This window comes from Pseudomonas sp. 5Ae-yellow, from assembly GCF_014077575.1.
GTDB classification, from domain to species: domain Bacteria; phylum Pseudomonadota; class Gammaproteobacteria; order Pseudomonadales; family Pseudomonadaceae; genus Halopseudomonas; species Halopseudomonas neustonica.
In genome coordinates this window covers 25,176-51,723 of record NZ_JACGWE010000002.1, presented here as the reverse complement: position 1 = coordinate 51,723, position 26,548 = coordinate 25,176, and the positions used below count along the sequence as shown (strand labels likewise).

Annotated in this window: 24 protein-coding genes and 1 tRNA gene; 13 read left to right on the top strand and 12 right to left on the bottom strand. The window is 57.7% G+C overall.

The features are described 5' to 3' along the window. Positions 1 to 72: 72 nt before the first annotated feature. Entirely contained in the window at positions 73 to 1,692 is a 1,620-nt protein-coding gene (locus H4J77_RS02270) for an acyl-CoA synthetase (protein WP_123888674.1), read from the bottom strand. Positions 1,693 to 1,867: 175 nt separating this feature from the next. Between H4J77_RS02270 and H4J77_RS02265 the strand changes: the two genes are divergently transcribed. Together H4J77_RS02265 and H4J77_RS02260 are read left to right on the top strand one after the other, a co-directional pair. Then, positions 1,868 to 3,298, top strand: coding sequence for a sensor histidine kinase (locus H4J77_RS02265; protein WP_123888675.1), 1,431 nt, complete (start codon positions 1,868 to 1,870; stop codon positions 3,296 to 3,298). A gap of 26 nt (positions 3,299 to 3,324) precedes the next feature. Further along, on the top strand, positions 3,325 to 3,960 hold the full coding sequence (locus tag H4J77_RS02260) for a response regulator transcription factor (protein ID WP_123888676.1): 636 nt from the start codon (positions 3,325 to 3,327) through the stop codon (positions 3,958 to 3,960). Between the two features lie 136 nt (positions 3,961 to 4,096). Here the strand turns inward: H4J77_RS02260 and H4J77_RS02255 are convergent. Further along, positions 4,097 to 4,173 (bottom strand) — tRNA-Met (locus tag H4J77_RS02255). Positions 4,174 to 4,408: 235 nt separating this feature from the next. Between H4J77_RS02255 and H4J77_RS20150 the strand changes: the two genes are divergently transcribed. Continuing rightward, the gene (locus H4J77_RS20150) at positions 4,409 to 5,590 is read left to right on the top strand and encodes a GGDEF domain-containing protein (protein ID WP_123888677.1); all 1,182 of its coding nucleotides are present in this window, start codon (positions 4,409 to 4,411) and stop codon (positions 5,588 to 5,590) included. Positions 5,591 to 5,637: 47 nt separating this feature from the next. Beyond that, positions 5,638 to 6,690 (top strand): DNA polymerase IV, encoded by a 1,053-nt coding sequence (gene dinB / locus H4J77_RS02245; RefSeq protein ID WP_123888678.1) that lies wholly within the window; start codon positions 5,638 to 5,640, stop codon positions 6,688 to 6,690. A 56-nt stretch (positions 6,691 to 6,746) separates the two neighbouring features. Here dinB and H4J77_RS02240 read toward each other — a convergent pair whose 3' ends face one another. Continuing rightward, positions 6,747 to 7,190 carry a hypothetical protein gene (locus H4J77_RS02240; protein WP_123888728.1) on the bottom strand — a complete coding sequence of 148 codons (444 nt, stop codon included), beginning with the start codon at positions 7,188 to 7,190 and terminating at the stop codon, positions 6,747 to 6,749. Between the two features lie 147 nt (positions 7,191 to 7,337). Between H4J77_RS02240 and H4J77_RS02235 the strand changes: the two genes are divergently transcribed. Beyond that, positions 7,338 to 8,120 carry an SDR family oxidoreductase gene (locus H4J77_RS02235; RefSeq protein ID WP_123888679.1) on the top strand — a complete coding sequence of 261 codons (783 nt, stop codon included), beginning with the start codon at positions 7,338 to 7,340 and terminating at the stop codon, positions 8,118 to 8,120. A gap of 37 nt (positions 8,121 to 8,157) precedes the next feature. Here the strand turns inward: H4J77_RS02235 and H4J77_RS02230 are convergent, their stop codons facing one another. Further along, positions 8,158 to 8,598, bottom strand: coding sequence for a DUF2489 domain-containing protein (locus H4J77_RS02230; protein ID WP_123888680.1), 441 nt, complete (start codon positions 8,596 to 8,598; stop codon positions 8,158 to 8,160). Between the two features lie 5 nt (positions 8,599 to 8,603). Next, on the bottom strand, positions 8,604 to 9,074 hold the full coding sequence (locus tag H4J77_RS02225) for an LEA type 2 family protein (protein ID WP_123888681.1): 471 nt from the start codon (positions 9,072 to 9,074) through the stop codon (positions 8,604 to 8,606). Positions 9,075 to 9,175: 101 nt separating this feature from the next. On the opposite strand from H4J77_RS02225, the gene H4J77_RS02220 reads away from it, so the two are divergent. Next, the gene (locus tag H4J77_RS02220; RefSeq protein WP_123888682.1) at positions 9,176 to 9,754 is read left to right on the top strand and encodes a hypothetical protein; all 579 of its coding nucleotides are present in this window, start codon (positions 9,176 to 9,178) and stop codon (positions 9,752 to 9,754) included. Positions 9,755 to 9,810: 56 nt separating this feature from the next. Here the strand turns inward: H4J77_RS02220 and H4J77_RS02215 are convergent, their stop codons facing one another. Both H4J77_RS02215 and H4J77_RS02210 read right to left on the bottom strand, forming a co-directional pair. Beyond that, positions 9,811 to 10,296, bottom strand: coding sequence for a YchJ family protein (locus H4J77_RS02215; RefSeq protein ID WP_123888683.1), 486 nt, complete (start codon positions 10,294 to 10,296; stop codon positions 9,811 to 9,813). Between the two features lie 2 nt (positions 10,297 to 10,298). Next, positions 10,299 to 10,796 (bottom strand): DUF6231 family protein, encoded by a 498-nt coding sequence (locus tag H4J77_RS02210; RefSeq protein WP_123888684.1) that lies wholly within the window; start codon positions 10,794 to 10,796, stop codon positions 10,299 to 10,301. A gap of 127 nt (positions 10,797 to 10,923) precedes the next feature. On the opposite strand from H4J77_RS02210, the gene dinG reads away from it, so the two are divergent. From dinG to H4J77_RS02190, 4 genes are all read left to right on the top strand, one after another. Continuing rightward, complete coding sequence (gene dinG / locus H4J77_RS02205; RefSeq protein WP_123888685.1) at positions 10,924 to 13,059, top strand: ATP-dependent DNA helicase DinG; 2,136 nt, start codon at positions 10,924 to 10,926, stop codon at positions 13,057 to 13,059. 131 nt (positions 13,060 to 13,190) lie between these two features. Continuing rightward, entirely contained in the window at positions 13,191 to 14,363 is a 1,173-nt protein-coding gene (locus H4J77_RS02200; protein WP_123888686.1) for a serine hydrolase domain-containing protein, read from the top strand. An 88-nt stretch (positions 14,364 to 14,451) separates the two neighbouring features. Continuing rightward, positions 14,452 to 15,093, top strand: a complete 642-nt coding sequence (gene pdxH / locus H4J77_RS02195) for a pyridoxamine 5'-phosphate oxidase (protein WP_123888687.1) — start codon at positions 14,452 to 14,454, stop codon at positions 15,091 to 15,093. 78 nt (positions 15,094 to 15,171) lie between these two features. Continuing rightward, positions 15,172 to 15,996: an SDR family oxidoreductase gene (locus H4J77_RS02190; RefSeq protein WP_123888688.1), complete on the top strand. Its 825-nt coding sequence runs from the start codon at positions 15,172 to 15,174 to the stop codon at positions 15,994 to 15,996. On the opposite strand, the gene H4J77_RS02185 is transcribed toward H4J77_RS02190, so the two are convergent. The 3 genes from H4J77_RS02185 to H4J77_RS02175 form a co-directional block, all read right to left on the bottom strand. Further along, positions 15,974 to 17,218, bottom strand: a complete 1,245-nt coding sequence (locus H4J77_RS02185) for a TIGR03862 family flavoprotein (protein ID WP_123888689.1) — start codon at positions 17,216 to 17,218, stop codon at positions 15,974 to 15,976. The two genes, H4J77_RS02190 and H4J77_RS02185, sit on opposite strands and share 23 nt — an antisense overlap. Positions 17,219 to 17,422: 204 nt before the next feature. After that, complete coding sequence (locus tag H4J77_RS02180) at positions 17,423 to 18,637, bottom strand: hypothetical protein (protein ID WP_123888690.1); 1,215 nt, start codon at positions 18,635 to 18,637, stop codon at positions 17,423 to 17,425. Between the two features lie 228 nt (positions 18,638 to 18,865). Then, positions 18,866 to 19,786 carry a histone deacetylase gene (locus H4J77_RS02175; protein WP_123888691.1) on the bottom strand — a complete coding sequence of 307 codons (921 nt, stop codon included), beginning with the start codon at positions 19,784 to 19,786 and terminating at the stop codon, positions 18,866 to 18,868. Between the two features lie 202 nt (positions 19,787 to 19,988). On the opposite strand from H4J77_RS02175, the gene tesB reads away from it, so the two are divergent. Both tesB and H4J77_RS02165 read left to right on the top strand, forming a co-directional pair. Further along, a complete protein-coding gene (tesB, locus tag H4J77_RS02170; RefSeq protein WP_123888692.1) occupies positions 19,989 to 20,852 on the top strand; it encodes an acyl-CoA thioesterase II in 864 nt (287 codons plus the stop codon). After that, complete coding sequence (locus H4J77_RS02165; protein WP_123888693.1) at positions 20,849 to 21,433, top strand: HAD family hydrolase; 585 nt, start codon at positions 20,849 to 20,851, stop codon at positions 21,431 to 21,433. Before tesB ends, H4J77_RS02165 begins: the two co-directional genes overlap by 4 nt. Before the next feature lie 5 nt (positions 21,434 to 21,438). On the opposite strand, the gene nadC is transcribed toward H4J77_RS02165, so the two are convergent. Both nadC and H4J77_RS02155 read right to left on the bottom strand, forming a co-directional pair. Continuing rightward, positions 21,439 to 22,296, bottom strand: coding sequence for a carboxylating nicotinate-nucleotide diphosphorylase (gene nadC / locus H4J77_RS02160; protein ID WP_123888694.1), 858 nt, complete (start codon positions 22,294 to 22,296; stop codon positions 21,439 to 21,441). A gap of 113 nt (positions 22,297 to 22,409) precedes the next feature. Then, complete coding sequence (locus H4J77_RS02155; RefSeq protein ID WP_123888695.1) at positions 22,410 to 23,762, bottom strand: sodium:alanine symporter family protein; 1,353 nt, start codon at positions 23,760 to 23,762, stop codon at positions 22,410 to 22,412. Between the two features lie 345 nt (positions 23,763 to 24,107). Here H4J77_RS02155 and H4J77_RS02150 point away from each other — a divergent pair, with 345 nt between their 5' ends. Next, positions 24,108 to 26,507, top strand: coding sequence for a DUF1631 domain-containing protein (locus H4J77_RS02150; protein ID WP_123888696.1), 2,400 nt, complete (start codon positions 24,108 to 24,110; stop codon positions 26,505 to 26,507). Positions 26,508 to 26,548 lie beyond the last annotated feature (41 nt).

The following is a 26,548-nucleotide window of genomic DNA, read 5'->3' as shown; positions in this document are numbered from 1 at the left end:
TCCGTCAGCCGGGCAATACCCGGCTGCTTATTGTTGTTGTGAAACGGTTTTGTGGTGGTGCGGTGCTGTCGTCTAGAGCGCCTTGGCCCAGTCACGCAGCACGTACTTCTGGATCTTGCCGGTTGAGGTTTTCGGCAATTCGGTAAAGATCACGGTTTTGGGTGCTTTGAAGGCTGCCAGGTGCTCGCGGCAGAAGTTGATGATGTCCTCGTGTGAGATGTCGTGGCCGCGCTTGCGGGTTATGAAGGCGCAGGGTGTTTCTCCCCACTTTTCATCCGGACGGGCGACGACGGCCGCTTCCAGCACGGCAGGGTGTTTGTAGAGCGTATCCTCCACTTCGATGGTTGAGATGTTTTCGCCGCCGGAAATGATGATGTCCTTGAGACGGTCCTTGATCTGCACATAGCCGTTGGGGTGACAAACGGCCAGGTCGCCAGTGTGGAACCAGCCGCCCTCAAAGGCTTCTGCCGTGGCTTCCGGGTTTTTCAGGTAGCCTTTCATGACAGTGTTGCCGCGCATGAAGATCTCGCCGATGCTCTTACCGTCACGTGGCACTGGCTGCATTGTTTCCGGGTCACCTACCATCACGCCTTCCAGTGTTGGATAACGCACACCCTGATGGGACTTAAGGTCAGCACGCTCGTCCAGCGACAGGGCGTCCCACTCGCTGTGCCAGGCGCAGACTGTGACCGGGCCATAGACTTCGGTCAGGCCATAGGTATGGGTGATTTGGATACCCATGTCTTCAACCGCACCTATGACCTTGGCCGGTGGAGCTGCGCCGGCGACCATTGCCTTGACTGGATGATCGATGGCGGCCTTGGCCGAGTCGGGCATGTTGGCCAGCGCATTCAGCACAATCGGGGCGCCACACAGGTGAGTGACCTGATGCTCATGGATCAGGTTGAGAATCTTCTGTGGGTCGACCCGGCGCAGGAATACATGCACACCGGCCATGGCTGTGATGGTCCAGGGGTAGCACCAGCCGTTGCAGTGGAACATCGGCAGCGTCCACAGATAGACGGGGTGCAGGCCCATGGCCCATGTCATCTGATTGCCGATGGCATTCAAATAGGCGCCCCGGTGGTGGTAAACCACACCCTTGGGGTTGCCGGTGGTGCCTGAGGTGTAATTCAGCGATATCGCATGCCATTCATCCGTCGGCCAGTGCCAGTCGTATTCGGGGTCGCCTTCGGCGAGAAAGGTCTCGTAGTCTAGCTCGCTGACCGGCTGGCCCTCACCGTATTCGGGATCGTCAACGTCGATGACCAGAATGGGCCGCTTGATCAGATCCAACGCCTTGCTGATGACCTCGTGAAACTCACGGTCGGTAATCAGCACCCGCGCTTCGCCGTGATTCAGCATGAAGGCGATGGCCTCGGCATCCAGACGTACGTTCAGGGTATTGAGTACCGCGCCAATCATGGGCACGCCAAAGTGAGCTTCAAGCATCGCCGGGATGTTTGGCAGCATCACAGCAACCGTATCGCCACTGCGAATACCGCGCTCGTGCAGCGCTGAGGCAAGGCGTCGGCAGCGTTGATAGGTTTCCTGCCAGTCGCGGCGTATGGCGCCGTGGACGACCGCCGGGTAGTGTGGATAGACATGGGCCGTGCGCTCAATGAACGACAGCGGGGACAGGGCAATATGGTTCACGGGGGCCGGTGCGAGGCCTTCCTGGAAGATGCTCATGGCAAAACCTTCTTGTAGTTGTCGGCTGTGCGCGGTGATGTACGATGCGCATGCGGTTCTTGAGATACCCAGTTTGGTGCGGTACGGGTATCCTGCTAGAGGTATTTATATACCAGTCAGAGTTAATATGGAATATACCCTAAGGTATTATGGTGTAATTACTATATGGTGATGCATGGCTGAATCCCTACCCTCGTTGCGTGGTCTGCTGCAGGCGGACCCATTGCCGATGATGCTGGTCGCGGCGCAGGGCTTGCCGCTGTTTCGTAACGCGGCGCTGAGCCGGTTGGCTGACGACGCCAGCGGCCTGGATGCCTGGCTGCCACCGAATCATCTGTCGCTGGTTAACTCGGCGCTGCAACAGCGGCGAGCCATCGAAGATGTGCATACCTGCTGCGGGGAGCGCCATTTGTTGTGGAGTTATATTCCGCTGGTCGAGACCGAACAGGTCTGGGTGCGTGGCCGGGATGCAACGCAGTGGCTGCAGCATCAGGAGCAGGCGACTGTAGCGCGCCGTCTGTATCATTTGATTATTGAAAACACCACAGACCTGATCTCTCGGCATCGTCCGGACGGTCGCTTCATTGATGCTTCTCCGGCCTCCTGGACCTTGCTGGGGGTCTGGCCTGAGCAACTGCGCGGGCAGTTGCTTGATAGCCTCTTTCATCCGCAGGAGCGCGAGCAGTTGATCGCTCGTTTTCGTAATGCCCTGGAACAGGATGGCTATCTCACCTATACCTATCGCATCCGCCATCGTGATGGCCACTACCTGTGGTTCGAGACCGCCAGCCGGGCGATTCGTGAAACCTACACCGGTGAAGTAGTCGAGGTCGTGAGCGTATCGCGAGACATCACCGAGCGGCTGCAAAGTGAAGAGCAGAACCGCCGACTGCAGGATGAACTGGCGCATGCTGCGCGCCTGGCGACGCTGGGCGAGTTGGCTTCAGGTATTGCCCACGAGATCAATCAGCCGCTGGCAGCCGTACTCAACTATGCGGGCGCCAGTCAGCGCTATTTGGCGCAACTTGAGAGTGACACACCAGAGGCGATCAAGATTGGCCAGGGCCTGGAACGCATTCAGCAGCACGCAGAACACGCCGCAGCGGTGATCCGGCGTTTGCGTGATTTTTTGCGTAAGGGGCAGCGACGTTTACAGCAGGTTAACGCCGGTCAGTTGGCCGCTCAGGCCGTTGGCTTGTGCGCTTGGGAGGCGGGGCAGTATCAGGTGCGTATCATTGAACAGATAGCCGATGAACTGCCGGACCTCAACGTCGACCCGATTCTGCTGCAGCAGGTCTTGTTGAACCTGCTACGCAACGCTATTGATGCCAATCGAGAGAGTCATGGGGAGCGTGGCTCAGAGGTCCTTTTGCGTATCTCGTTGCATGGGCAGCAGGTTTGTATCGAAGTGATTGATCAGGGGCCCGGTGTCTCTGCCGAGGCCCGCGAGCGCTTATTTGTGCCTTTCTACACCAGTAAGGAAGATGGCTTGGGCTTGGGGCTATCAATGAGTCAGGGTATCGTAGAGGGCTTTGGCGGCAGTCTGGAAGCCTTGCCTGCCGATACCGGCGGCCTCTGCCTGCAGTGCCTGCTTCCCGCCGGATAAATTGATTTCGTTAACAGGGACAATCGATGTCTGAGTACGCGCAACAACGGGTTTACGTCGTCGACGATGATCAGGGCATGCTGGACTCTACGGTCTGGCTGTTCGAGTCGATCGGTTTGCAGGCGCAGCCTTTTACCAGCGGTCAGGCGTTTCTGGATGCCTGCGACGCTGCCGCGCCAGCCTGTGTGCTGCTTGATGTGCGCATGCCGGGCATGGGGGGGTTGGCGGTACAGGAAGCCATGCGTGAACGGGGTATTGAACTGCCGGTGATTTTCGTTAGCGCCCATGCCGACGTCCCTATCGTGGTACGCGCTTTTCGGGGTGGTGCGGTGGACTTCATCGAGAAGCCCTACAACGAGCAATTGCTGCTCGATAGTGTGCAGCGAGCGCTCAGTCAGCGGCGGGTTTTTATTCATCCGCAGATACCTGCAGTACAGGCTCGCTTTGAGTCGCTGACGCCGCGCGAGAGCGATATCCTGCTACCGCTGGTTCAGGGCTTCAACAATCGAGAAATAGCCGAGCAGTTGGGTATCAGTGTGAAAACAGTGGATCTCTATCGCTCCCGCGTGATGAAGCGCATGCAGGCGGACAGTTTGCCGGCGTTGGTCGGCATGGTGATTGGATTAGGGTTAATTGATCCCTTCACGCAGCGCCTGATTTAGGCGTGCTGGCGGAGAGCGCGCATCACACTCAAGCATCAAGGTCATGGAAGAGGGTGGTGCTTATGGTGTGAATGGGTACTAATTTTCAGGCATAAAAAAACCGCTGAAGGGGTTAACCATTCAACGGTTTTTAACTTGGTTGCGGGGGCAGGATTTGAACCTACGACCTTCGGGTTATGAGCCCGACGAGCTACCAGACTGCTCCACCCCGCGTCTGTGGTGGCCATTCTACGCATAGAACATTTTCTGTCAAGCAATTGATGGGAAAAGATTTTTTATTGGGGTCTTGGCTTGATTTGCGTAGCAGGGCAGTGCGAATAATTGATGCCATAATGACATCTCTGCGCGTTTGTCTTACTCTTCGTCTCAGGCATGGGCGTTGTCTCATGCCTGAGATAAAAAATAAAAAACGGTTCAAGCCGCATAGCTACGGAAGGTACAAAAGCCAGTGGAAACCAGGAACGACATCTATCACTTGTCAGCTTGGCGCGGAGAGTTCACCCATCCTGAAATCGAGCGCGGTTACCGCCAACATAACCAACTGACTTTTGCGCGCCATTTGCGTCGGTGCTTGGTTGTTTGGCTGGTGCTATTGCTGCTATTCGGTCTGCTGGACTATCCGGCGCTGGGCGTCAGCACCGAGTTCGCGATAGTTGCCGGTTTGCGATTGGCGACTGCGGTATTGCTTCTGGCTTTATTCTTTCAGTTGAAAAGCAAACCTGAATTGGCAACCGAGGGCTACGCGGTCACTGCTATTGAGGTCTTTGGCTTTGTACTCTTCTTCTTTCTCTACTTCATTCGCCACGACATCGTCAGCTGGATTATCGGCGTGGTAGCGATGCTGATCATTAGCCTGTACGTATTTGTGTCAAACAGGGTTTACCTATCTACTCTGGCTGCCTGTTTTGGTATTGCCGGTATGCTTTATTCTGTCTGGCTGAATGGTTTCGGTGCTCCTGAGCTGATCGGCTTACTATTCATGCTGTCTTTGCCTACGGTGGTTGGCTTTTTTACCGCGCTGCGCCTGCAGACAGTGCAGCGTCAGCAGTATGCCCTGTTCAAGCAGGTCAGCTCGATCAATCGCAATCTGCAGAATGAGATTAAGCAGCGTGAAGCCTTGGAAGCAGAGCTTAAGCGACAAGCCACCACTGATCCGTTAACCGGATTGCTCAATCGCCGTCAGTACGAAATGCTCTTTAATCGAGAGCGCGAGCGTTGCACTCGGCAGGAAAAGCATATTTCCCTTTGTGTGGCAGACCTGGATTATTTCAAGCGCATTAATGATACCTACGGGCATGACGTCGGCGATCTGGCGTTGCGTCATGTCGCCGACCTGTTCAACCGCACGTTACGGCAGTCTGATGTGCTGGGGCGCTATGGTGGTGAGGAGTTTGTCTTGATTCTGCCCGATACCGATCTCGATCAGGCGGCAGATGTGGTTAATCGGCTGCGAGAGGCGCTGCAGGCAAGCACACTGAAAATACCGTCAGGCGAGATCAGGTTGACCGCGACTTTCGGACTTGCCCAGGTTGCCGGCGCTGAAAAAAACATTGATAGCGTGATAAAGCGTGCTGACCGAGCCTTGTATGATGGCAAGGCTGCTGGCCGCAATCGGGTAATGACGGCCTGATCGGTTACACTGGCAGCCAATCAGTTATGGCCTGACCCGGTTCCCGCGTGCGCAAAATTATTCATGTAGATTGCGATTGTTTTTACGCAGCCATCGAGATGCGCGATGACCCGCGTCTGCGTGGCCGACCGTTGGCGGTGGGCGGCGATCCGGGTAAGCGTGGCGTCATATCCACCTGCAATTACGAGGCAAGAGCCTTCGGTGTGCACTCAGCGATGGCATCGGCTTATGCTAAACGGCTGTGTCCGGATCTGTTGATCGTGCCTGGCCGCATGTCGGTCTACCGGGAAGCCTCTGCCGCGATTCAAGCGATCTTTACTGACTACACCGACTTGATTCAGCCATTGTCACTGGATGAGGCTTATCTGGACGTTACCGAGAGCCAGGCATGTCGGGGCAGCGCCACGTTGATCGCCCGCGAGATTCGGCAGCGAGTGCAGGCGAGCCAGGGTATTACCGTGTCTGCCGGTGTTGCGCCCAACAAGTTTCTCGCCAAGATTGCCAGTGATTGGAATAAACCGGATGGGCTCAAGGTAATTCTGCCTGATGAGGTTGAAGCCTTTGTGCATCAGCTCCCGGTCACCAAGCTGCACGGTGTTGGCAAGGTGATGGCCGAGCGGTTGAAACGCGTGGGTGTGGATGTCTGCAGTGAGTTGTTACCCTGGCGCAAGCAGGACCTGGTGCGTGAATTTGGCAGCTTCGGCGAACGCCTGTGGCAGCTGGCGCGGGGCATCGACGACCGCCCGGTAGTGGTGGAAAGCAAGCGCCAGTCTGTCAGTGTCGAGCATACCTATGAGCACGACCTGCCGGACCTGGACGCCTGTCAGGCGGCACTACCGCCGCTGCTGGACAAGCTGGCCGAACGCCTCGGCCGACTGGATAGCGTTTACCGGGTTAGCAAGCCCTTTATCAAGCTGAAATTCCACGACTTTACCCAGACTACTCTGGAGCAGGCAGGCGCCCCGATAACGCCAGAAGGCTACGCCGAGCTTTGTGCTCAGGCGTATGCCCGCGGTGGTCGTGCGGTTAGATTGATTGGCGTTGGCGTGCGGCTGGATAACGCGCACTCGCCCATGGGCGAGCAGTTGGCGTTGTTCTAGCAGGCGCTTTCACCCTTGATCATGGGGTGCCGTATCTATTAGCCGATGGTGCAGCGTTAGTGGCTTTGTTGTTTGCGGGCGCAGGCGGGGCAGAGGTGGTTGTCACCTTGTGGCTGCCAGCCCAGCTCGGCGATGCGAGCGACTGCTTTTTGGGTGCGCGCGGGCAGGTCATCGCGCTCGGCGGCGAGAAACTCGAAGGCTTGCTCGCGCGCGCACTGGTCACAGGTGATGGACCAGCCCAAGACCGCTTGTCCGCGCAGATCGGGCCCCTTGGCAGTCGCCGTCCACTGTCCCGCCGGATTGATCAGATAGCGGACCTTGTCGACGGTCAGGCGTAGCGGCAAATCACGACTACCCTTTACCGTGCAGATGAGCATGTCAGTGGGCTGAATACCGCCACCCTGGCCCGTCACCTGATAGAGCCCGGCGCCCAGAGTGCGGCACTCAATCAGAGTATGTGAAGGGTTCAGTGCGGTGCGTCTAAAGTCGTGTTCAGCCATGTTCAGGTCCGGATCGGTAAAAGCGGGCATGATAACACCAGTGTGGGGCGGCATATCACGCGGATCACTGATGGTCGGCCTATGGGCTCCGGGTGACTATGATACCGGAGTTGAATTGTCATCCATTGAGACACAAGAGGATATTCCATGAGCGTCAAGCAACTGTTCGATATGACCGGCAAGGTCGCACTGATCACCGGCGGCACCAAGGGCCTGGGCCTGCAGATGGCAGAAGCCTTTGGCGAACAGGGAGCCAAGGTGTTCATCAGCGCGCGCAACGCAGCAGAAATCGAAGCCGTCGTGGCAGATTTGAAAAAGCAGGGTATTGAAGCGGCGGGTGTAGCCTGCGATATGGGTAACCTGGAAACCAAGCCCGTTCAGACGCTGGTCGACGCCTGTGAAGCTGCCTTCGGCACTGTAGACGTGCTGGTCAATAATGCCGGTACCACTTGGGGTCAGCCTGCGGAAGACCACAGCTATGAAGGTTGGCAGAAGGTGATGACCCTGAATGTTGACGTTTGCTTCCTGGTCGCTCAAGAAGTGGCACGCCGCTTCATGATTCCGCGCCAGTCCGGCAAGATCATCAACATCGCATCGATTGCCGGCTTCAAAGGTAACCGCGCCAACTCGGGTATTCATACCGTCGCCTATAACACCAGTAAGGCGGCAGCAATCAACCTGACGCGCGCATTGGCCGGTGAATGGGGTCAGTACAACATCAACGTGAATGCCATCTGCCCCGGTTACTTCCCAACCAAGCTGGCTAAAGGTCTGGAAAAAGTGACCGAGTTGATCAAGCAAGGTACGCCGTTAGGCCGTATCGGTGGTGAGGAAGACATCAAGGGCGCAGCGGTATTTCTGGCCAGCGAGGCGTCACGCCACGTAAGCGGTCAGGCATTGGCAGTCGATGGGGGTAATTCGGCAGTCTGACGCTGTTGGGGCGGTGCAATGCCGCCCCTCACTCGGCCTAGTTCAGGCCCTTGGTCAGCTCGCCAGCGGCCTGCTTTACCTGCTCTTGATGATCCCGTTCCAGTGTTTCCATCAGGCGTGAATGCAGCTTGCGTTCAGCGGCGCTCAGCTGTTTCCAGCCAGTATGGGTGGGGATGTGGGCGGTCTGATCGTAGATCTCGGTAAAGATGGTTACGTCCAGATCACTGCGCCGCGGACCAGCGTAATTATCCAGCAGCACCTTGATCCGGATCGACCCTTCAATCAAGGGCACCTGGCCGTTCAGCAGGCTTTGGCCGATGAACTGAATGTCCTCCGCCAGGCGCTTGTCACGCCCATCCTGTTGCTGCTGTTGTTCGGCGCGCGTGCGCCAGACCCGACGCCATAACGTCAGGGCATAGCCTGCCAGGGCAATAATGATCAGGAGGCCTGCGAGTAGTAACCAGTGTTGCATTTGCATAGGGATCAAAAACTCAGTTGCGAGGGTTCCAGCGTCCCTTCTTCTTTCAGGTTGATATTGGGGGCGAGAAAGAAGCCGGTGCTGATATGTCCTTCTATACGGTAGGTGACCGCTTGTTGCTTGTCGACCAGTTTGACCAGATCAGAAAGGTGACGCCACAGGTTGGATCGGACCTCCAGATCGAAGGTTTCCGAGCCATAGGCCGGTACGTCAAACGCGTTGTTGCTGACGCCGGTCGCCAGGCGCATATCGTTTAAATAGACCTGATACTGCATTCCGCGAATGGGCAGTGCCTTGCTGTTGGGGTTATCGACTCGCAGCTTTAGCCGAAAGGACTGCTCCCACAGGTTGGATTTGAGCATTTCTACATTGGCCAGACTGACATCCGGTTTGCTGTACGACGGCGTGAGCATGGCGCAGCCGTGCAATAGCAAGCAGGATATCAGCACCATCATTCCCAGTACGCGCGACTTCATTGTCTCCCTCCGCAGTCTGTTCAGGCCGACTTATAAGTGGAGTTGTCGATCAGCCTGGGTCGGACCATACTAACCCTAATTGACGTACAGGGAGTGACAAGATGGCCCGTTTTGAGATTGTTTTTCAAGGGCAGGTGCAGTCTGGCGTGCCTGTAGAAGAGGCGCGAGCGCGTATCGGTCAGCTGTTTCAGGTCGCTGGCGAGCAACTGGATACGCTGTTTTCCGGTCGCCGGATTGTTATCAAACAAGGCCTGGATGAGGCGGCAGCGGCCAAGTATCGCGCGGCCATTGAGCGCGCCGGTGCGGTCTGTAATGTAGAGCCTATGACGCCTGCTGAGCCAGATTCGGCTCCAGCACCAGAACCAGCTCCGGCGCCTGCTGCTCCGCCGGTAAGTCAGCCTACGCCCGTGCCACAGCCTGGCACCGCCAGCGATAACCACGGCAAGCGTCTGGCGCCGCGGGATGAGTATATGGCGGCCTTTGTTGATGTCGAGGCCCCGGATTTTGATATCGCCCCGCTCGGCGCTGATATGCAGGATGACTACGATGAAACGGCGGCGCTGCCAATTGATCTGAGTGCGCTTAGTCTGGCGCCCACTGGTAGCGATCTGGGTGAGCTCAAGCGAGAGTTGCCAGCGGTATCGCCGGATATCAGTTACCTGAAGTTACAGGATGATTAACCCGTGGTCCCGTCAGGCCGCAGCTCGTGAGGGCGACGGCCTGGTAGCAGGCTCGGCTAGAGCATGCAGCATTGTTTGAATTTGCGCCCTGAGCCGCAGGGGCAAGGTTCATTGCGGCCAGCTTTAACACTATGATTGGGATCGATGAAGTACCAGCGCTCGCCAATCTGCTTGAAGTCAGAACATTCGCGGTGGCCATGCACGCTCTCATCCGGATCTGCCCAGCGCGCCGTGAACGTGACCTGGGCGCGGTTGCTGCCAGCACCGCCAGTCACTTGTTCAACCTCTAGTCCTAGCCATCTGCTTTGCTCGCTCCAGCTGCGCATCTGTTCTACTTCCAGCTGGGTCTGTTGGGCGGGGAGAGTCGTCGTCACCAGATAATCAATCAGTCCCAGGGTGTAGGCGCAATAGCGCGACCGCATCAGAAGCTCTGCATTGCCAGCTGGCGCGCCGGCGTGACAGGGTTGACAGCATTGGCCATAGACTTTGCCGCTGCCACAGGGGCAGTTGTCAGCGCTGTTGATCGTTGCCACTGTGCTCATGCTTACCACCAATATTTATCGAACATCTCGGGATTGGCCCAGTATTTATTGTTGAGCCAGTCCGGAACCTGTTTGTAATCGGCCAGATCGTAGGTATAGAGCGCCAGCGTGCGTTCATCCGTGCTGCCAGCCTGGGTAAAGCTGGCATGGCGTTGTAGCGCCAGGGCAAAAAAATCATTTTCTTGCCAGTGTGCACTTTGCGTCAGATCAACCAATACCGCCAGACGGCTGGCTGAAAGGTTGCGCAGCCCTGCCAGTAACTCAACGCCGTTACGCTGCGGAATATGTTCCAGCAAGTCAGCAATGATCGCCAGATCATAGCGCTGGTTGGCCAGCTCCACCGGTAAGGGCGTCTGATCACTGGTAATCAGTTGCGTGTCGGGGTGGTCGGCGCAAAACGCCTCGACGGCGGGCACCCGCGTTTGGCTGACGCAGAGCAGCCGGGCAGGCTGGTAATGCTGCAAAATGCTGAGCAAGGTGGCGTTCGGAGTGGCCGTCATGGCGTTCCTCAATGGGAAAATAAAATGGTCGGCTGACCCTAGAGTCTCGCGCCGGTCGATGCAAGCTTGTTGGCAGTCGGTTGCCGGCCGGTTCAATGTTATCATCGCGGGCTAGCCCGGAGCCCGCATGCTGAACGATGAACTCAAAGGCCAGATTCAAACGGCCTATCGCACCTTTCTCGAAAACAAATCCCTCAAGCCACGCTATGGTCAGCGGGTGATGATTGCCGAGGTCGCCAAGCTATTTGGCGGCGTTAAGCTGGATGACGACGGCCATCGCGACGGCGACCCGGCGGTGGCGGCGATCGAGGCGGGCACCGGTACCGGCAAAACCGTCGCCTATTGCCTGGCGGGCATTCCCATTGCCAAGCATTTGGGTAAACCGCTGGTAATTTCCACGGCGACGGTGGCGCTGCAGGAACAGATTGTACTCAAGGATCTACCCGATATTCAGCGTAATGCCGGCCTGCAGTTTGGTTTCTCGCTGGCCAAGGGCCGTGGGCGCTACGTTTGCCTGTCCAAGCTCGATAACTTGTTGCGGGAAAACCAGTCGGCGGCGGATCAGCAGCAAATCTTTGCTGACGAGGGCTTTAACCTCGATGTGGATGAAGCCGGGCTCAAGCTCTACACCCGCATGGTGGAGGCGCTGGGCGGCAACAAATGGGACGGCGAGCGCGACTCCTGGCCTGAGGCGTTGGAGGATCAGGACTGGTCACGACTGACCACCGACCACATTCAGTGCAGCAACCGCCGCTGCGGCCACTTCCAGCAGTGCGTGTTTTACAAGGCGCGTGAAGGGGTGCAGAAAGTCGATGTCATTGTTACCAACCACGATCTGGTATTGGCTGACCTCGCGCTTGGCGGCGGTGCCATTTTGCCGGACCCGCGTGACTGCCTGTACATCTTTGATGAAGCACATCACTTGCCCGACAAGGCTATTTCGCACTTTGCCCATAATACCCGCCTGCACGCCACAGCAGATTGGCTGGAGCAACTGGACAAGAATCTGAGCAAGCTGCTTGCCCAGCACCCGCTGCCCGGTGAGTTGGGTCGCCTGATTGAAAAAGTACCGTTGGAGGCGCGCGAGTTAAAGCCGCACCAGCAGTTTATGCAGCAGGCGATGGGCGATGTAGCCGACTTCTCCAGCGCCGAAGACTTGCGCGGCAATATTCGCCCGCAGCATCGTTTTGAGCACGGCATAGTGCCGCAAGAACTGGTGGACATGGGGCTGGAGCTCAAAGCCGGCTTTGGTCGCATCACCGATTTGCTACAGCGCTTGGTGGATATGCTGAAAGAGGCGATGGATGGTGAGGCAACCATAGGGGTGTCCGAATCCCAGGCGGAAGAGTGGTACCCGCTGTTTGGTGTGCTGCTGGCGCGCTCCGAGGCCAACTGGACGCTCTGGACGCAATTCTGCCTGCAGGACCCGGAGGGCAAGCCGCCTACCGCGCGCTGGCTGACCCTGACCGAAAATAACGATATAGAAGTGCATGTCAGCCCGATTCTGGCGGCCGAGACCCTGCGCATGTATCTCTGGCACAGCGCCTTTGCTGCACTGGCTACCTCGGCAACCCTGACCGCGCTGGGCAAGTTCGATCGCTTTAGTCAGCGTGCGGGCCTGCCCAGGAGCGCGGTTTGTACCATGGCGCCAAGTCCGTTCAAGCATGGCGAGGCGGGTGTGCTGAGAGTACCCAACTATGGTGCCGATCCGCGCGACAGCGCCGGGCATAGCGCCTCGATTATCGAGCATCTGCCGGATATTCTGGCTGAGGAACGCGGCAGTCTGGTGCTCTATTCTTCGCGCAAGCAGATGCTCGAAGTCTATGCGGGTTTGCCCGCGGCCTTCCGCGAACGCATCCTGGTACAGGGCGACCTATCCAAGCAGGAGCTGATTCGCCAGCACCGCAAGAGAGTAGACGAGGGCAAGCCGAGTGTGATCTTCGGTCTGGCCAGTTTTGCCGAGGGCGTCGATTTGCCCGGCAAGTACTGCGAGCATGTGGTGATCGCCAAGATCCCCTTCGCGGTCCCGGATGACCCGGTTGAGGCAGCACTGGCTGAATGGATCGAGAAAAACGGCGGTAATCCCTTTATGGAGATTGCTGTGCCGGACGCCAGCTTGCGTCTGATTCAGGCCTGTGGTCGATTGCTGCGCACCGAACAGGACAGCGGCACTATCACGGTCCTGGACCGCAGGTTGGTGACTCAGCGTTACGGTAAAGCGATTCTCAAGGCGCTGCCGCCGTTCCGTCAGGAAATTGATTGAGCGGCAGCCCGGGCCTGGCGTCATCAGTTGCATCGATAATGCTGTGGTTTGGCGCCTTATGGTCGCTGCATTTGTTGACGCAAGCAGCTTAAATGGCAGCACAACAAGACACCGACTGAGGAAAGACATCCATGGGTAATGTTCAGGGTTATTTTGATCCGCGCTTCGAGCGAGTGCGCGAACTCTTCGCCGAGCAGCAGCAGGACGAGCAGGCGCGCGGCGCGGCGCTCTGTGTAACCGTGGGTGGCGATACCGTGCTGGATCTCTGGCAGGGCGTAATGGATAAGGAAAACCAGCAGGTCTGGGAGCAGGACACACTGGTTAATGTGTTCTCCTGCACCAAGCCCTTGGGCGCCGTGGCGCTGCTGCAACAGGTGGCTGCTGGCCGGATCGAGCTGGACGCACCGATTGCCGAGGTATGGCCGGAATTCGCCCAGGCTGGCAAGCAGGGTATCAGCCTGCGCCAGTTGTTGAGTCACCGCTCTGGGCTATCGGCCGTAGCCAAAACATTGCCACCGGAAGCACTGTTTGACTGGACTGCCATGAGCACCGCCTTGGCTGAGCAGGCGCCCTGGTGGGAACCCGGCGCAGCGCACGGTTACGCGCCGGTAACCTACGCCTGGTTATTGGGTGAGCCGCTGCGTCGGCTGACCGATCAGCGCGCCGGCAGCTACATTCAACAGCATATCTGCCAACCGCTGGGTATGGATTTTCATGTTGGCGTGCCGGATCAGGATTTACCGCGTATTGCGCACGTGTCACGTCTGCGCAATCAATATGGCGATGAGGGTGCGCGGGCGTTATTTGCTGCCATGGGCGAACCGGAGGGCCTGACCGCCAAGGCGTTCGGCAATCCGTCCAGCATGATGACCAGCACTAACAAGCGCGAGTGGCAGCAGGCGGAAATTCTGTCGGCTAACGGCACAGGCAATGCCCGCTCCCTGGCGCGTTTCTGGCAGTTGCTGGCGCACGGCGGCAAGTTGGATGGTGTCAGCTTGCTGGATGCTGAGTTGGTTGCGCTGATGCAGCAGGAGCACAGCAAGGGCCAGGATCGTACGTTGCTGTGCCCCACCCGTTTCGGCTTGGGTGTGATGCTGGAGCAGGATACCCCCGGTGGTGGTTTCGGTATGGGGCCGCGCGCCTTTGGGCACCCGGGTGCTGGCGGCTCGCTGGGCTTTTGTGACCCGGATGCGCAGGTCGGCTTTGGTTATGTAACCAACACCATGGGGCCTTATGTGTTGATGGACCCACGCGCCTTGGCGCTAAGTAGCGCGGTAAAGGATTGTCTGCGCGAGCTTGACTGAAGGCTGCCGTAGGTCAATACCGTTAATGCGTCGCATGTTAGGCTGAGCTCCTGTTGATACATGCCATGCCGCTGAAGGAGTTGCGTTGATGAAACCCACTATTGCCGATTTGCGCCGTGATTATACCCGCGACGGGTTGACTGAATCGCAGGCGCCGAACGAGCCCTATACGCTGTTTTCTACCTGGTTTGCTCAGGCGGTAGAAATCGAGTCAACCGAGGCTAACGCCATGATGCTGGCGAGCGTCGATGCACAGGGGCAACCGCACTTGCGTACGTTATTGCTCAAGGGTTTTGACGAGCGTGGCTTTGTGTTTTTTACCAACTACCAAAGCGCCAAGGGTGAGCAGCTGGCGGCGCAGCCGTTGGCCGCCATGACCTTCTGGTGGCATGACCTTGAGCGTCAAGTGCGTATCGAGGGGCAGATCGAGCGCGTAAGCAGCGAAGAGTCTGACGTGTATTTTCACAGCCGACCTGCAGGTAGCCGTCTGGGCGCCTGGGCCTCGCCGCAAAGTCAGGTGATCGCCGGACGTGAGGTGCTTGAGGATCGTTTGCAAGCGCTTGAGGTGCAATACGCGGAGGAGCAGCCGCCACGGCCGCCGCATTGGGGTGGTTATCGCCTGGTACCCAGTTTGATCGAGTTCTGGCAGGGGCGTTCCAGTCGCCTGCATGATCGCCTGCGCTATCGCCTTGAGTCAGGTCAATGGGTGCGTGAGCGCCTGGCGCCCTGAGCTGTCGCCTGTTCAATTGGCTTGCCGCCATTCTCCACTGGCTTTAGGCTGGGCCAATAAGCCAGTAGAGGAGGCGATATGGGCAGGCGAGTCTTTCAGCAGAAAGTAGTCGTAATTACCGGTGGCTGCGCCGGCATTGGCCGTGCGCTGGCACTGCGCTTTGCCCAGGCTGGCGCCCACATCGCCATTCTCGATATCCAGGATGAAGCCCTGGTTGCCTTTCGTCAGCAGCTGCACGATAAGCTCAACGCTGACGTCATGGCATTGCACTGTGATGTGTCGGATGACCAGCAATGCGCGGAGGCGATCAGTCAGGTGGTCGAGCGTTTTGGCGGCATAGATCTGCTGATCAATAACGCTGGCATAACCCACCGCAGTGCCTTTGCCGATACCGATATCGCGGTGTTTCAGCGCATCATGGCAGTGAACTATTTCGGCGCCGTGAATTGCACGCGACATGCCTTGCCCAGTCTGTTGGCGCGGGGTGGGCAGGTAATCGGGTTGAGTTCGCTATCTGCCTTCGCACCCTTGCTTAACCGTGGCGCTTACAATGCCAGCAAACATGCGCTACACGGTCTGTTTGAAACCCTGCGCATGGAAGTGCGCAGTCAGGGTGTCAACGTCATGCTGGTGACGCCTGGTTTTACAGCGACCGATATTCGCAAGAACGCGCTGGTTGGCGATGGCTCGATCAATCAAGCCGCTACCAATTTGAGCTTCAAGGTTGCGGCACCTGCTGATGTGGCAGATGCCATCTATCTGGGCGCGTGCAAGCGCAAGCGGTTGTTGGTGTTGTCGAACGTGGATTGGCTGGCGCGGCAATGCGCCCGGTTCTTTCCGCGCTTGTTTGAGCGCTGGATGTTGCCGCGGCTCTCGGGCGTCAAGTCTTCGCCAACCAACTGACAACGCCGTTGCCCGCGCGCTTGCCGCTGGCAAAGCAGGCGGTCAATAGATAACCACCGGTGGGGGCTTCCCAGTCGAGCATCTCGCCAGCGCAGAATACCCCCGGCAGGCTCTTGAGCATCAAATCCTCAGTTAAACTTGGTTGCTGCACGCCGCCGGCGCTGCTGATCGCCTGATCCAGCGGACGGGTGTCGCGCAGCACTATGGGTACCTGTTTGATTGCTTTGGCCAGGTCTGCAGGTGTGGCTAGTTGGTCTTTACCAAAGCATTCATGCAGTAGCGCGATTTTCAGTGCATCCAGCCCGGCTTTCTTGCGTAGCAGCGACGCTAGCGACTGTCCTTTCCGGCTGTCTGATAGCGCGGTAATGAGCTGGGGCTCACTGCGGTCGGGAGCGAGATCCAGTGCTAGTGTTGCCTGGCCATGAGCTTGTAGTTGGTCGCGCAGCGGCGCTGACAGAGCATAAATCAGACTGCCTTCCAGCCCGTCATGGGTGAGGATGCATTCGCCACGCCGACTGATGAGCTGCCCGTTGGTATCGTTCATGCTGGCAACGATCGGCTTGAGTGGTTGGCCGGCGAAGCGCTCACTGAGAAACGGGCTCCAGTCGCAGATAAAGCCACTGTTGCTGGGCAATAAGTCGCGCACGCCGGCGCCTTGCTCGCGCAAAGGGCCGACCCAGCTGCCGTCAGAGCCAAGGCGGCGCCAGCTACCACCGCCGAGTGCGAGTACGCAGGCCGTTGGCGTGAGGTGAAACTCACCGTCGGCGTTTTGCAGTCGCAGTGCGCCATCTGCCGTCCAGCCGAGCCAGCGATGCCGGGTATGCAGCTGTACGCCTTTGTTGCGCAGTCGTTTGAGCCAGGCACGCAGTAGTGGCGCTGCTTTCATGTCGGTGGGGAACACTCGGCCGGAACTGCCAACAAAGGTGCTGATGCCCAGCTCATGAATCCATTGCTGCAGGTGCTCTGCGTCCAGCTCGGTGAACCAGTCGCTGGCCCAGGCTGCTGCTTCACGGTAGCGCTCGACAAAAGCGGGTTTGGGCTCGGAATGGGTAATATTCATGCCGCCGACACCCGCCAGCAGAAACTTGCGCCCAACTGATGGCATAGCGTCGAACAACTCCACCTGGTAGCCCGCATTGGCGATGGTTTCTGCCGCCATCAGGCCGGCCGGTCCACCGCCGATTACGACAACACGATTGGCGTCTGGTTGTTGCGTGGTCATGACTCTGTCCCCGGCGTTGGCTAGCGTTCTATTACACGCCGCGCAGTCTACCGCAAAGTGCGCTACAGCCCTATTGGTGGGGCGTTCGTGTACTTTGGCCAATCGCTTGCTGTTATTGTCATGCTGGCGCCTACCCGACCTCCCGCTGCTCAGCGGTGATCATGGTGCCGTTGGGCTATGCCGCCGCCGTCAGGTTGCGCACAATCAGGCTGCGACCGGTTCAGCCAACACGATAATGGCCACCGCGACCAAAACTGCCGCCGCGAATCCGCCTGCCCGCCAGCTTTGGCCGCGCCGCCATGCTGCCAGTGCGGCTTGCAATGCCTGCAAGCCGTAATAGATGACGAACATCTTGGAGGCGTAGGTGATGATCTCGTAGATATTCGCCGACCAGGTAATGACAATAGCAACCAGAGCGGTGACCAGATTGCCAAGTTTGACTGGAACACGGCGGCGGGATGATTCCGCCAGGAGCCCGCCGGCGCCATTCATATCGGCTACGGCTGCAGATAGCTGCGAGGCCAACGCGGTCACAATGAGTAACGGGGCGACCAGCATGCCTAGTGGCCGTAACAGGTCAATAATCGCCGTTTCACCCCCTTCAGACGGTAGATCGCTGTGAAAGAAATCGGTTATCAGCACCAGGAACACGAGATAAATCGCGCAGGAAATCCACTGTGCCCATCGCATGCTGCGAATTCGGGTCGCTGCGTCGTACTGGCTACCAAGATAGCGCGAGGTTTCAAAGCCTTGCACCAGAATCACCAGCCCTAGCAGTATCGCTAACTGCTGATGGTCTTGCAGGTTTGCCTTTTGTGCCCATTGGAACGAGCCGTCCACCATGGCCGCCAGATTCACCTGCGTCAGCATCGCCAGCAAGCCGCCGATCAGGGATAACTTTAACGCGACTACTATGACCTCTAAACGCTCGAGTCCAGCTAGACCGCGGAGCATGCCGAGCAGTCCAATAGTGGCTATCACCGCTGTGGCCACGATACGAGTCCATAGCGGGTCAATTATGTCACCAAGGCGCATGCCGAAAGCAGCAAACAGGTTGAGATAGTAGGTAACGGAAACAAAGTAAGCCAGTGCCAGCGCCAGCTCTGACAGACGCTCCAAGGCGGATTGGTAGCCCGGAGGGTGATCCGCCAGGCTAGGCTCAACATAGCGGATGTTATAGCGGATAGCTGCGCCGAACCAATAGCTCAATGCGCACAGTGCCAGCATCGCCAACCAGGCCCAGGGACCAACGGCGTGCGCCAGAATTGGCCCTGCGACGAGAAAGCCGGAACCAATAATCGAGGCAAGCGGCGTTACGGTAGCACGCCATCCCGGTGCTGCCATCAGGCGTGGCTGGAAGGACAGTATGGCTAGTAGTAATGCCACGCTCACTAAAATGAGGTTGTTAAGGTTGAACATTGATTAACCTGGCTTGCGTGCGCGTGCTGAGAGTGTGTTGTTTTCTCTGTTTCGGTGGGCGTGCCGCTCGGGCGGCAGGCGAGATCTGCCAAGCTGCAAGGAGGGATGCCGATCGGCCTTATTGGGCTTTTTTGTCACAGCAATTGACTTCCTCGGCAAGCGCGGTGATTGGCTGCTATCTAGTAGTGCTCTTAGCCAAGGACCGGATGTTTGAATGCGCTGCGTAGTTTACCTCAGGGCATGCTGTTGCCATATCCGGGCCGCATTGTGATGCAGAATGCCGTGACGTTTGGCCAGTGCGACGCGGTCCTGATCATAGCCCCCGCCAATCACCGCGCAGACCGGAATATCTCGGCTCAGGCAGGCGCTGATTACATGGCTGTCGCGCTGTGCGATACCGGCATCGGTCAGCGCCAGATAACCTAGCGCGTCGGCCTGATGCACGTCGACCCCAGCGTCATAGAGCACCAGGTCAGGCTCGTACAGTGGCAGTAGATAATTCAGTGCTTCATCGACGGTATTCAGATAGCCCTGATCGCCCAGTTGCCGGGGCAGGGGAATGTCCCAGTCGCTTTGCGCCTTGCGCGCCGGGAAATTGTTTTCACAGTGCAGCGATACCGTGATGGCGTCGCTATCGTGCTCCAGAATGCGTGCTGTGCCGTCGCCTTGATGCACATCGCAGTCGAAAATCAGCACGCGCTCTACCTTTCCGGCCGCGAGCAGATAGCGGCTGGTAATCGCCAGATCGTTGAAAATGCAGAACCCTGAGGCAAAGTCATGGTGAGCATGATGGGTACCACCAGCCAGATGGCAGGCTAGCCCATGTTTGAGAGCCAGCTCGGCAGTCAGCAGCGTGCCGCCGACTGCGCGCAGGGTTCGCGCTACCAGCAGCTCGCTCCAGGGTAAGCCCATACGGCGTTGGGCGGCGGTATCGAGCTGGTTGCTGCAGAAGCGCTCTACATAGTCCGGGTCATGTGCCAGTAGCAGCAGTTCCTGGGGGCAGGATTGCGGCTGGTGCAGGTTTTGTGTGTGTAGCAGGCCGCTAGCGCGCAGGTGATCGTGCAGGCGCACGAACTTATCCATGGGGAAGCGGTGTGGCGCCGGAAAGGCGAAGCTGTAGTCTGGGTGGTATACCAGCGGTAGGTCCACGCTAACTCCTTGGCAAACAGCATAAGTATGCTGGGCCTGGCGGCTGTTGAATAGTCTCACTGCCGAATCAGTCATGCCGCTGGCCTGCTAACTTGGGACAATCCGGGTTAAACTTGGCGGCAATATAAAAGGCCAGCGTGATCGCTGTTGCTGAACCAATGTAGTGCGACAGCCGTGGTCGCGTCGATTGTGAGGAAGAATAATGAGCCAATTGCTGGATGATCTGGTGGACCTGCTGGCGCTGGAAAAAATTGAAGAAAATCTGTTTCGCGGTCGCAGCCAGGATCTGGGCTTCAAGCAGTTGTTTGGCGGTCAGGTACTGGGGCAGTCACTCTCTGCTGCCAGTCAGACGGTTGATCTCGAGCGCCATGTGCATTCAGTGCATGGTTATTTTCTGCGTCCGGGTGATGCGACTCAGCCTATCGTGTATCAGGTGGATCCGCTGCGTGATGGCGGCAGCTTTACCACCCGTCGGGTGCAGGCTATTCAAAAGGGTAAGCCGATTTTCACCATGATCTGCTCCTTTCAGGGCGATGAAGAGGGTTATGAGCATCAAGTGCAGATGCCCGATGTCCCTGGCCCGGAAGATCTGCCCAACGAAACCGAGTGGACGCGTCGGCACCAGCACCTGATTCATGAGAAGGTGCGTGACAAAGTGCTGTGCGGCAAGCCTATTGAGATTCGCCCGGTTGGCGAGTTCAATCCGTTCGAGCCCAAGGTTGCCGAGCCCGTTCGCTACATGTGGTACCGCGCTGATGGCCAGTTGCCGGATGACCCACAGGTACACCGTTACCTGTTGGCATATGCGTCTGACTTCCATCTGTTGGGCACCGCGATGCAGCCACACGCGATCTCTAGTTGGTCAACCAAGTTGCAGGTTGCCAGCCTGGATCACGCCCTGTGGTATCACCGTCCACTGCGCATGGATGATTGGTTGCTGTATGCCATGGATAGTCCTTCGGCCAGTGGTTCTCGCGGTATGTCGCGGGGGCATATTTTTAATCGTGCAGGTGAGCTGGTTGCGTCAGTGGCGCAAGAGTCGCTGATGCGTAAGGTCAAGGATTGAGTATGCGTGATCTGCAGGGCTGGATCTTTGATCTGGATGGTACGCTCACCCTCGCGCAGCATGATTTTGCCGCGATTCGGCGGGAGCTGGGCGTTCCTTCAGATTCTGATATCCTCACCTATATCGCAGGCTTGCCTGCTGCTGAGGCGACTGCCATGAAGGCAGAGCTTGATCAGATTGAGCTGCGTTTGGCGCAAGAGGTCGAGGCTGCACCGGGCGCAGTTGAGTTGATCCGCTACTTGCATCAGCAGGGTCGACGGTTGGGGATATTGACCCGTAACCTGCGCTGCGTAGCGATATCGACGCTGCAGCATCTGGATGTACTGGATTGCTTTGCGCCAGAGGACGTATTGGGGCGCGAAGAGGCGGCACCGAAACCGCACCCGGAGGGGATTGAACTACTGCTTCAGCGCTGGCAGCTGAGCCCGGCGCAATCGGTCATGGTTGGTGATTTTCATTTTGACCTGCAAACGGGCAGGGCAGCTGGCAGCAATACCTGCCTGGTTCACCCGCAAAACCAGTGGCCTGAGCTGGCCGACTGGCATGCGGTAGATTGTCGAAACCTGCTGGCGTTGCTCTGATTTTTTCAGGTGGTTTGAAAGCGCAGGCGCATCGACAGGTCAACGGCTTTGACATCCTTGGTCAGGCTGCCGATTGATATATAGTCAACACCGGTGTCGGCTACGCTGCGCAGGGTAGTTTCGTTGATGCCGCCAGAGGCTTCCAGAGCGGCCTTGCCAGCGGTCAGGCTCACCGCTTTGCGCATATCTTCCAGGCTCAGCTCATCCAGCATGACGATGTCGGCGCCGGCGTCCAGCGCCTGTTGCAATTCATCCAGACTTTCTACTTCTACTTCCACCGGCTTGCCGGGCGCGATCTGGTTCGCCTGGGTGATGGCGGCGGCTATACCGCCGCACGCCGCTATGTGGTTTTCCTTGATCAGAAAGGCATCAAAAAGTCCGATGCGGTGATTATGGCAACCACCGCAGGTAACGGCGTACTTTTGCGCCATGCGCAAGCCTGGCAGTGTCTTGCGGGTATCGAGCAGCTTGACTGCGGTATCTTTCACCAGGTCGGCGAAGTGGCGGCTACGGGTTGCCGTAGCGGATAAGGTCTGAATGAAGTTGAGCATGCAGCGTTCGGCTGTCAGCAGGCCTCGTGCCGGGCCGTGCAGGCGGCACAGGGTCTGGTCAGCGCTGAGCATATCGCCATCGGCAACCCGCCACTCGATTTGAATGCTGGGATCGACCTGGCGCACAACTTCGTCGGCCCAGGCGCGGCCGCAGAATACGGCAGCTTCGCGGGTGATGATGCTAGCGGATGCCTGGTTATTGGCCGGAATCAGGCTGGCGGTGATGTCGCCATCGCCCACGTCTTCATTTAATGCGCGGCGCACATCGTCAACGATGACGGCCTGTAGGCTCTCGAGAGTCAGGTTTGGCATGGGGGCTCCAGCAGTGTTTCCGAATGCCGGCGAGTATACCCGATTGATAAAAAAATACCCGCCTCGAAAGGCGGGTATCGGTCGCAGGTCAGAGCTGCAGTTGAGCTTCTTTCTCAGGGTGTCGGATTATTGAAATAATCACGCGTCAGGCGGAATACCACGGGGCTGAGTAGCAGCAGAGCAATCAGGTTGGGGATTGCCATCATGGCATTCAGCGTGTCCGCAACCAGCCAAAGGCTGGCCAGATCAATGTTCGGTATGGTGCCCAGCGGTACGGCAATAATCCACAGTACGCGGAAGGGAGTGTTGGAGCGCTCGCCGAACAGAAACTGGGTGCATTTTTCGGAGTAAAAGCTCCAGCCGATGATGGTGGTGAAAGCAAACACGGCCAAACCAATACTGACGATGTATTGACCCCAGCCACCGGGCAGACCCTGACTGAAGGCCAGTGCCGACATCGGCGCGCCGTTCTCGCCGCTCTGCCAGGCGCCGGTCACCATGATCACCAGGCCAGTGATCGAGCAAATGATAATGGTGTCGATGAAGGTACCCAGCATAGCAACGGTACCCTGGCGAATCGGGTTGTTGGTCTGCGCTGCGGCATGGGCGATAGGCGCGCTGCCCAAGCCCGCTTCATTGGAGAAGACGCCGCGGGCAATACCAAAGCGCATTGCTGCCCAGATAGTAGCACCGGCAAAGCCGCCAGCAGCGGCTGCGGGGTTGAACGCGTAGTGGATGATGTCGGCGAAGGCGGCTGGGATGCGGTCGAAGTGCGTGATCAAAATGATCAGCCCGCCACCGACGTAGAACAGCGCCATGATAGGTACCAGCTTACCGGCAACATCGCCAATACGCTTGATGCCGCCGAGCAGAACCAGGGCAACCAGCACGGCGATGATAATGCCGGTAACCAGTGGCGGGATGCCAAAGCTGCTGCTCAGTGCATCAGCAACCGAGTTGGACTGGATGGTATTACCGATGCCGAAGCCGGCGAGCATGCCAAAAATAGCAAACATGATGCCCAGCCATTTCCACTTGGTACCCAAGCCGTTTTTGATGTAGTACATCGGACCGCCGACGTGGTTTCCCAGTGCGTCCTTCTCGCGAAAGCGCACTGCCAGGACTGCCTCGGCAAACTTGGTGGCCATGCCAACCAGCGCGATGACCCACATCCAGAAGAGTGCGCCGGGCCCGCCAAAGAAGATGGCGGTAGCAACGCCAGCAATATTACCGGTGCCGACCGTTGCCGAAAGAGCGGTCATCAATGCGTTGAAAGGGCTTATATCGCCTTCTTCACTGCTCTTGCGGCCGCGCCAGAGCATGCTGAAGCCATAAAATAGTTTGCGTTGCGGGATAAGCTTGAGGCCAAGCGTCAAGTAGAGCCCGGTGCCTGCCAGTAGCGCTAGCATGGCGGGACCCCAGACAACGCCATTAATCTGGCCGATCAGGTTGATGATTGCTTCCATTAATGCTGCTCCTGATGTCTACCGTTGTGGATATGGACATGCCATACCACTGTTATTAATGTGTTTTTGAACCGATGCGCTCTCAGGATATACCAGGATTGTCGATTCGGCGTTAGCCAAAGATGCAATCGCTATATTGTCATGCTGGTGCAAGGTAAAAACTGATGTCTAGAATGTGATCTATGTCCATAAAATATAACGACGCAGGATGCGCTGGTTATGAAAGTGGGTATAATGATTAAAAATTTTGACGCCAAATTTACGACACACGGAAGACTACCTTTTTAGTGGAATAAGCATCCCAGGCGTTTTGCGCGATAAGCCACGCTTATCAAGAGAGGCAGCATGTCCCAGGATCCCAAGGTTGTATCGATTAAGCCGAATCTCGCTGGCCGCAAGGGCGCGCGGGCGGGCGAGGGTTCCTCTGTTTTGCCACTGCCGCTCATAGCGGTTCGCGAGCACCTTCAGCAATATCTCCTTGGCGCGCTCAATACCCTGTTTGATGCGGCGGACGACAATCTCTTCGAAATGGCCGATCGGGCCTCAAGTAACGCCGAGCAGAACCTGTTTTTTGAAGCTATGCGTGCTGTGCGCCTGCAGCGTGGCGCCATTCTAAAGAATGCTGCTGACGAGCTTGTTCAGGCGACCGAAAGGTTAAATAGCGACACACCTGCTCGCGCCCTGCATACCTCTTTCGAGCTGGATAGCCTGGCTTTGGTGCAGCCTGATGAGCTGGAGCAGTCGGTCACGCTGGACGGCATGGTCAGCAGGGTTAATGGGCGAAACCAGCAGCCGTTGATGCACTTGGCTATCCGCAGTAACAGCCTGGTCAAAAGCCTGATTGATGAGCGCAATAACCCCTTGGCGCCGGCAGCGCTAGCCCAGTATTTTGCTGATGCAATTAAGCCGCTGGGGTTGGAAATCAAGGTTCGTCTGATTATTTTCAAGCTGTTTGAGCGCTATGTATTCAATCCAATTGATACTGAATACGAAGAGCTCAATACGCTGCTGATCAATTCTGGGGTGATGCCTGACCTGCGGCTGGCGCAAGTGACGCCTAGCTCGCGCCGCGTGCCTGCGGCCGGGTCTGGTTCATCTTCTAGCAATGAAGCCCGAAGCGGTCAGTCCAGCAGTGCCGATCAGCAAGAAGTGCTGAGTATGTTCAGTGAGCTTATCGGCAACTGGCGTCACGCCAGCGGTGACATGGCGCTATCGGGGTTGACCGGCGCGGGCGCCAAGCCCATGCCCAGCAACGAACTGCTGCAAGTACTTGCCGACATGCCGGCGGATCAGCTGGCTAATGGTGATGCCGAGAATCAGCTCCCGGGCATGCGTCAACGTATTCAGCAGCTGTTGCAGCAGCAGCGGCATCAGACGGGTGGGGATCACAAAACCTTGGGCCGGGTGGATGACGATGTCATTAGCCTGGTGTCCATGTTGTTTGATTTTATCCTGGAAGATCCGGCGCTACCTGCCGCTGTCAAGGCCATGATCAGCCGCCTGCAACTGCCCATCTTGCGCGTAGCCATTGCCGACAAGAGTTTCTTCAGTCGGGGCTCTCACCCTGCGCGCCGCCTGCTCAATGAGCTGGCACGGGCTACCATGGGCTGGAATGACCACGATGATCTGCGCCGCGATCAGCTGCATGCGCTGCTGGAGAGTATCGTGGAGCAATTGTTGGCGGTCAGTGCACCACAGGACTCGTTGTTTGAGGCGCTGAATGTTGAGCTCACCAATTGTCTGCGTAATGAGCAGCGTCGCTCAGATCGGATAGAGCAGCGCACGCGCGATGCTGAAGAAGGGCGAGCGCGCATGCAACTGGCGCGCAATGACGTTGCCAAGGTCATCAACAACCTGTTGGTCGGTCGTACGCTCCCGGTGACGCTGGTTGACCTGTTGCGTGATAGCTGGAGTCAAGTGCTGCAAATGGTCTGTCTGCGCGAAGGTGCGGACTCCAAGGCGTGGCGGCAGAGTGTCGACCTGGCTCAGCGCATGATCGATAGTATTGAACCCGTCCCTCTGGGTGAGATGCGCGCGCGCGCTGAGAGTAACCAACAGGTGCTTGATGCATTACATGTGGGCCTTGAATCGCTGGGGATGGACGCCTCTGCGGTCGCTGTGCAGGTCGCGCGGTTATCACTGCCTCAGGCGCGAGCGCTCGCGGTGGCACAAGACGCTGCGCAGAAAATACTAGATGAGCGTGCAGCTCAAGCCGCTGCACGCGTTGCCGTGCAAAAAATTGAAAGCCCGGAAGAGTCGGTGCGGGCAGGAGGCGATGCGGTTCAGGGCGCAGCTGCTGCTGACGTGCCTGAGCAGGAAAGCGTATCGTCACCCCTGCAGCCGGAAACGCCCGAGTCGGTTATCGAGCCTATTGCGCAGATACGGGTTGAAGCTCCGGTGCTGGAACAGCTGGATTCGGAGCCAGAGGCGGACACGGTTGATGACTTGCCTAGTGTCGGCGCTCAGCGTTGGATCGAGAGCCTGCGTGCTGGCTGTTGGTTTCGCTTGGGTGCGACCGAAGGTCGGCCAGAGCAACGCTGCAAGCTGGCAGCAATCATCAGCTTCAGCGGCAAATATATCTTCGTCAATCGTGGCGGCATGAAGGTCGCCGAGTTTGGCAGGATTGAGCTGGCGCACCATTTTGAGCAGGGCCTGATTACAGTACTGGACGAGAACCAGCTGTTTGATCGCGCGCTTGAGTCAGTGATTGGCAACCTGCGGCGCCTGCAATCCGGAAAACCCTGATCCAAGCCGGGTGCGTGGCTGCTTTGCTCCTGTTAGCATAA

Excerpts from the sequence above, each read along its gene's own strand:
- H4J77_RS02215 (WP_123888683.1), bottom strand. The coding sequence starts at position 10,296 with ATGAGCACAGTGGCAACGATCAACAGCGCTGACAACTGCCCCTGTGGC.
- pdxH (WP_123888687.1), top strand. The coding sequence starts at position 14,452 with ATGAAACCCACTATTGCCGATTTGCGCCGTGATTATACCCGCGACGGG.
- H4J77_RS02225 (WP_123888681.1), bottom strand. The coding sequence starts at position 9,074 with ATGAAGTCGCGCGTACTGGGAATGATGGTGCTGATATCCTGCTTGCTA.
- tesB (WP_123888692.1), top strand. The coding sequence starts at position 19,989 with ATGAGCCAATTGCTGGATGATCTGGTGGACCTGCTGGCGCTGGAAAAA.
- H4J77_RS02265 (WP_123888675.1), top strand. The coding sequence starts at position 1,868 with ATGGCTGAATCCCTACCCTCGTTGCGTGGTCTGCTGCAGGCGGACCCA.
- dinG (WP_123888685.1), top strand. The coding sequence starts at position 10,924 with ATGCTGAACGATGAACTCAAAGGCCAGATTCAAACGGCCTATCGCACC.
- H4J77_RS02270 (WP_123888674.1), bottom strand. The coding sequence starts at position 1,692 with ATGAGCATCTTCCAGGAAGGCCTCGCACCGGCCCCCGTGAACCATATT.
- H4J77_RS02190 (WP_123888688.1), top strand. The coding sequence starts at position 15,172 with ATGGGCAGGCGAGTCTTTCAGCAGAAAGTAGTCGTAATTACCGGTGGC.
- H4J77_RS02235 (WP_123888679.1), top strand. The coding sequence starts at position 7,338 with ATGAGCGTCAAGCAACTGTTCGATATGACCGGCAAGGTCGCACTGATC.
- H4J77_RS02150 (WP_123888696.1), top strand. The coding sequence starts at position 24,108 with ATGTCCCAGGATCCCAAGGTTGTATCGATTAAGCCGAATCTCGCTGGC.
- H4J77_RS02155 (WP_123888695.1), bottom strand. The coding sequence starts at position 23,762 with ATGGAAGCAATCATCAACCTGATCGGCCAGATTAATGGCGTTGTCTGG.
- H4J77_RS02240 (WP_123888728.1), bottom strand. The coding sequence starts at position 7,190 with ATGGCTGAACACGACTTTAGACGCACCGCACTGAACCCTTCACATACT.
- H4J77_RS02260 (WP_123888676.1), top strand. The coding sequence starts at position 3,325 with ATGTCTGAGTACGCGCAACAACGGGTTTACGTCGTCGACGATGATCAG.
- H4J77_RS02220 (WP_123888682.1), top strand. The coding sequence starts at position 9,176 with ATGGCCCGTTTTGAGATTGTTTTTCAAGGGCAGGTGCAGTCTGGCGTG.
- H4J77_RS02185 (WP_123888689.1), bottom strand. The coding sequence starts at position 17,218 with ATGACCACGCAACAACCAGACGCCAATCGTGTTGTCGTAATCGGCGGT.
- H4J77_RS02210 (WP_123888684.1), bottom strand. The coding sequence starts at position 10,796 with ATGACGGCCACTCCGAACGCCACCTTGCTCAGCATTTTGCAGCATTAC.
- H4J77_RS02200 (WP_123888686.1), top strand. The coding sequence starts at position 13,191 with ATGGGTAATGTTCAGGGTTATTTTGATCCGCGCTTCGAGCGAGTGCGC.
- nadC (WP_123888694.1), bottom strand. The coding sequence starts at position 22,296 with ATGCCAAACCTGACTCTCGAGAGCCTACAGGCCGTCATCGTTGACGAT.
- H4J77_RS02230 (WP_123888680.1), bottom strand. The coding sequence starts at position 8,598 with ATGCAAATGCAACACTGGTTACTACTCGCAGGCCTCCTGATCATTATT.
- H4J77_RS02180 (WP_123888690.1), bottom strand. The coding sequence starts at position 18,637 with ATGTTCAACCTTAACAACCTCATTTTAGTGAGCGTGGCATTACTACTA.